We start from the raw sequence: 3,576 nt of genomic DNA on the forward strand, positions 1-3,576 counted from the left end.
CTCCGAAGCGAGACTCAAGGTTCTTCACGTGCTGGCTCACCGCGGTGGGCGTGAGGTTCAACTCGCCAGCGGCTCGCGTGAAGCTCAGATGGCGGGCAGCGACCTCGAAGGCACGCAAGGCATTGAGTGGCAGGTCCATGGTGGGCACCGGGAGGCATGAGACCCAAGATTTTCTATGGGCAGCGCTGCAAATCTTGCGATTGTGAGCGCGGCCGACGCCCCTTATCGTGCCGCCCATCGTCACCAACCACACATGACCTCACCGATGAAACGTCGCCAATATCTGCAATCTCTTGGCGCGCTGAGCCTGGCTGCCGCACCGCTGCTGGCTTCCTCGAAAACTTCAGTCTCATCCCTCAAGGACTGGGCCGATGCGCGCTTCCAGGCCATCGAAAAGGCCAGCGGCGGGCTCTTGGGCGTGTTCATCCAGGACACAGGCAGCCCGCGCCAGTGGCACTACCGGGCAGACGAGCGCTTCTTGATGTGCAGCACTTTCAAGCTGATGGCCACTGCCCGTGTGCTTGACCGTGTCGCCCGCGGCGAGGAGAGGCTGGACCGGTCCATCGCGTTCGGCAAGGCCGATCTCGCCGGCTATTCCCCCGTGACCGAAAAGGCGGTCAGCCGCGGCAGCATGACGTTGGGCGAGCTTTGCCAGRCCACCATGACCCACAGCGACAACACCGCCGCGAATCTGATCTTGGCCAGCTATGGTGGCCCGCCATCGCTGACGGCATGGATGCGCAAGCTGGGCGACGAGGTGAGTCGCTCCGACCGCACCGAACCCGCGCTGAACGAATTCGACGCCACGGGCCTGTATGACACCACCACGCCCCGCGCAGCCGCCGGCACGCTGCAGGCCGTGACACTGGGCAACGCGCTGCCGCCTGCACAGCGTGCGCAGCTTGTGGCCTGGATGCGCGCCACTACCACTGGCGCCCATCGCCTGAGGGCCGGCTTGCCGGCCGGCTGGACGCTCGGCGACAAGACCGGCACCAGCGATCACTGCACCAACGACATCGGCGTGATATGGCCCGCTGGCGGCCGCGCACCTGTCGTCGTCACGACGTACATCGGCCGCAGCCAGGCAGATCCCAAGGTGCGCGAGCAATGCCTGGCAGACGTCGCGCGCATGCTGCCCAAACTGCTTGCCTAGACGTCGAGCTTCAGCTCCGCCCTGCCCTCGGCCTGCGTCGCGCGGCAGCGCAATGCTTTCCCGGGGGGCGGTCGGGAGTCCGAGGCACGACTTCTCGCCGCAGGCAGGACGCGCGGTCAGCGCGGGCCACGAGATACGGGGTCCTAGCGGCACTCGAAGCTGGCCGCTTCCTCGGTGTCAGTGGCGCCGTTCTTCAGCATGGCCTGCTTCGGGTAGGCGCACAGTGGCCGACTGCGCGTGGCCGGCCAGCCGGCTGCGATGACATCCGGGTCGGCCGCGTTGACGGTGGCACGCACGGCATCGGGCGCCGTGCCCTTCTCGACCCAGTTCTCCAGCGCCGTCAGCATGTCGAATCGATCCGTCGCGGGGCCGCCTGCGCAGTGGTTCATGCCGGGCACGAGGAACAGGCGCGCGTAGTTCGGCGCGCCGGCATCCGCGGCCTTCAGTGCGTCGTACCAGGCCATGGTGTCGTTGGGCGAGAACACCGGGTCGGCCGTGCCGTGGACCACGATCAGCTTGCCATGCGTCTTCAGCGTGCCCAGCTGGGTCGGGTTGGGGGGCGTCATGAACTCGAGCGCCGATTCCTTGTAGGTCCCCGTCTTGGCGGAGATCTTCGCCGCCGCGGTGTCCATGCTGAAGCCGAGCTGGTAGCCGATGCCGCCGTCCGCGAGGCTTGGTGCATCGGGCGGCGTCGAGAAGACGTAGCCCATCGCGCCAGCGCCGATCAGGGTGTTGAACGGCAACGGCGCGAAGCCGGCGTCGAGCTTCCAGAAGCGCCAGTTCTGGCCCGACACCCCCGGATCCATGGGCCAGCTCGCGTACAGGCTGCGGTTCGCGCTGTCGCGCGCGCCGCCGAAGACGTTCTGCAATGCGTTTTTCTGCGTCGCGGTCAGGCAGCTCGCATCGGGCGCGCCGGTGCAGGTGGGCACGTCGTTCGCGATGCTGAACGCCGCCTGGCAGGCCACCCGGTCGTTGACCATGCCGTCGGCCACGCCGTCAAGCGCATCGCACTTGGCGAGGATCTTCTGCGCGACGAGGTTCATGGCCGAGGCGGGGAAGGCATCCTTGGGCAACTGGCCGGGCGTCGCGGCGGACATGAACTGCTGGGTGTCCCATTGCTCCGCGATGGCCGCTTTCGGCAGGTTGAAGCCCGGGTTCGCGGCGACGTAGCCGTCGAACTGGTCGGCGAAACGCGAGCTCGCCACCATCGCGTCACGCCCGCCATTCGAGCAGCCGAGCAGGTACGAGCGCGCAGGCGGCTGACCGTAGCGCGCCTGCACGATCTTCTTGGCCACCAGGGTCACCTGGCCGACGGCGTTGTAGCCGTAGTCGCTGCGCGCCTGCGGATCGATCCCGAACGACACGTCCGACTGGCCGGTGTTGTGGCCGCCATCGGTGCTGGCGACGGCGTAGCCCCGCTCCAGGGCTGTGCCGGTGGGTGCGTTGAGCAGGTTGCCGGTGGCTGGCACGATGACGCCGTTGGTGCCGCCGCCGCCCTGGAAGAAGAACTTGCCGTTCCAGGCCGCCGCCAGCGGCGTTCGCAGCTCGAAGCCGATCGCGTACGGCTTGCCGTCGATGCCGGTGCGCGCGTTCAGCGCGCCGGTCACTGCGCAGTGGGCCGGCAGGACGCCCGAGGCGGCGACCTCGACCGCGCTCGCGACCTGCAGGTTCGGGATGTTGAGCTCGGCCGTGGTGATGTCCGTGCAAGCGAGGGTGGCCATCGAATCGCTGCCGCCACAGGCAGCGAGCAGGCCGGTTGCCATGGCGAGCGAGAGGCTCGTGCGCTTGTTCATGCGTGTCTCCTGTGTGTGTACGTACGGTTGGTTCGTCGTGCCGTTCGGCGGCAATCTATCGTTGGGCTCGCCGATCGGTCTTGGCGAAACCGGACCCGTTTGCCGAATCGGGACGTGACAGGAGGGGTGTCGCCGCGAGGACTTCCACCAATGCGACGGCCCGCCGAACGACCTAGCATGGACGCGCCTCAGGCGACGTCATGTCCATCGCTCCGCTTCCCGGGCCCGAGGGCCTGTACAACGTATCCGTCATGCCGAGCTTTCTGCTCGACAGTGCAYGCGTGGGTTGGCAAGGTGCCTACTTCACCGATATCAACGGCGCGGACGAAGGCATCGTCGACCACGGGCACGAGCGCTATTGCCTCCAGCGCGGGCTGCACCGGGAAGCACGTCGTGGGCTCGGGCGGCGCGAGTGGCAAGACATGCCGGCCGGCCTTTCGGTGTGGCGCTCCGGTGACGAGCAGCGCTTTCACTGGCGAGCGGGTGGCCGCTCGCAATTTCTCTTCATCGAGCCAGAGCATGTGGCGGCAGTCCTCGGCCACGACCGTCCACTGCCCGCGGTCGGGCACGACGCGCCTTCCCGCTTGCCGGTTGCTGAACTGATCTTCGACGCTCTGCAGGCCGATGTGG

The 3,576-nt window shown here is 67.5% G+C and carries 4 protein-coding genes; 2 read left to right on the top strand and 2 right to left on the bottom strand.

Annotation, left to right across the window (positions count from 1 at the left end; all coding sequences use genetic code 11):
* A partial coding sequence (locus tag AC1DYI_RS29670; protein WP_477207715.1) for a LysR family transcriptional regulator occupies positions 1 to 139 on the bottom strand: 139 nt, incomplete at its 3' end.
* A 36-nt stretch (positions 140 to 175) separates the two neighbouring features.
* Between AC1DYI_RS29670 and bla the strand changes: the two genes are divergently transcribed.
* Positions 176 to 1,153 carry a class A beta-lactamase gene (gene bla / locus AC1DYI_RS29675; protein ID WP_477207712.1) on the top strand — a complete coding sequence of 326 codons (978 nt, stop codon included), beginning with the start codon at positions 176 to 178 and terminating at the stop codon, positions 1,151 to 1,153.
* 143 nt (positions 1,154 to 1,296) lie between these two features.
* Here bla and AC1DYI_RS29680 read toward each other — a convergent pair whose 3' ends face one another.
* Positions 1,297 to 2,946 carry a tannase/feruloyl esterase family alpha/beta hydrolase gene (locus AC1DYI_RS29680; RefSeq protein WP_477207713.1) on the bottom strand — a complete coding sequence of 550 codons (1,650 nt, stop codon included), beginning with the start codon at positions 2,944 to 2,946 and terminating at the stop codon, positions 1,297 to 1,299.
* A gap of 200 nt (positions 2,947 to 3,146) precedes the next feature.
* On the opposite strand from AC1DYI_RS29680, the gene AC1DYI_RS29685 reads away from it, so the two are divergent.
* Positions 3,147 to 3,576, top strand: a 430-nt coding sequence (locus AC1DYI_RS29685) for a hypothetical protein (RefSeq protein WP_477207714.1), incomplete at its 3' end; no start/stop codon positions are given.

Source organism: Ideonella sp. P3_A4 (genome assembly GCF_056403075.1).